This window comes from Staphylococcus croceilyticus, assembly GCF_002902575.1.
GTDB lineage: Bacteria > Bacillota > Bacilli > Staphylococcales > Staphylococcaceae > Staphylococcus > Staphylococcus croceilyticus.
This window is the reverse complement of record NZ_PPRD01000124.1, coordinates 1-1,204: the sequence shown is the minus strand read 5'-3', so window position 1 is coordinate 1,204 and position 1,204 is coordinate 1. Positions and strand designations below refer to the sequence as shown.

At 28.8% G+C, this 1,204-nt stretch carries 1 protein-coding gene; it reads left to right on the top strand.

From position 1 onward, the window contains the following. The first annotated feature begins 284 nt into the window (after nucleotides 1-284). On the top strand, nucleotides 285-1,079 hold the full coding sequence (gene tagH / locus CD128_RS11145; protein ID WP_103329950.1) for a teichoic acids export ABC transporter ATP-binding subunit TagH: 795 nt from the start codon (nucleotides 285-287) through the stop codon (nucleotides 1,077-1,079). Nucleotides 1,080-1,204: the final 125 nt, after the last annotated feature.

The following is a 1,204-nucleotide window of genomic DNA, read 5'->3' as shown; positions in this document are numbered from 1 at the left end:
AGATGTGTATAAGAGACAGGAATACTTACATTCATTATATATAACATTTCTCGAAAAGTTTAATATAATTAAAGTATAGAGGTATATTATTTTATATACTGTTATCTTCTAATTTAAAAATTGTTTTTATGTAGAATACTCATTTTCAAAAAAGAAAAATTAATCTCTTATATTTACAAAAACTATACAAAATCACTTATACACTTTACACTAGGTTAATAAATTTAACAACTGTTGTGTGATGTATTATAATCGATATAACTATCTGTAAGGAAGGAATACTTATGAGCGTATCTGTTAACATTAAAAATGTGACAAAAGAATATCGCATTTATCGCAATAATAAAGAGCGTATTAAAGATGCCTTAATCCCTAAAAATAAGAACAAAACGTTCTTTGCTTTGGACGATGTATCAATTACAGCCCACGAAGGCGATGTGATTGGATTAGTAGGCATCAATGGGTCTGGAAAATCTACATTAAGTAATATGATTGGTGGCTCATTATCACCTAGTTCTGGAACGATTGAACGTCACGGGGAAGTCAGCGTCATCGCCATTAATGCAGGACTAAACGGTCGTTTAACTGGTATAGAAAACATTGAATTTAAGATGTTATGCATGGGCTTTAAAAAGAAAGAAATTAAAAGACTTATGCCTCAAGTTATTGAATTTAGTGAATTGGGTGAATTTATTTATCAACCCGTTAAAAACTATTCTAGTGGGATGCGTGCGAAATTAGGGTTCTCTATTAATATAACGATTAATCCTGATATCTTAGTCATTGATGAGGCTCTCTCAGTGGGAGACCAAACCTTTACTCAAAAATGCTTGGATAAAATTTATGAATTTAAAGAAGCAAAGAAAACCATTTTCTTTGTCAGTCATAACATCCGACAAGTGCGTGAATTCTGTACTAAAATTGCCTGGATTGAAGGCGGTAAATTAAAAGAATTTGGCGATTTAGATGATGTATTACCTAAATATGAGCAATTCTTAAAAGATTTCAAGAAGAAATCTAAAGCGGATCAAAAGAAATTTAGAAAACAATTAGATGAGAAGCGTTTCATAGTAAAATAAAAATAATTTATAACTCAAAATAAATAATATTTATTATTTATTTTGAGTTTATTACTTTAAAAATTGAATTAAAAGTACTACTATAAATAATAGAACTTATGAATAATTTTGACATATAAAGAAGG

Bases quoted from the DNA above. Each gene is read 5' to 3' on its own strand.
- tagH (WP_103329950.1), top strand. From the start codon at position 285: ATGAGCGTATCTGTTAACATTAAAAATGTGACAAAAGAATATCGCATT.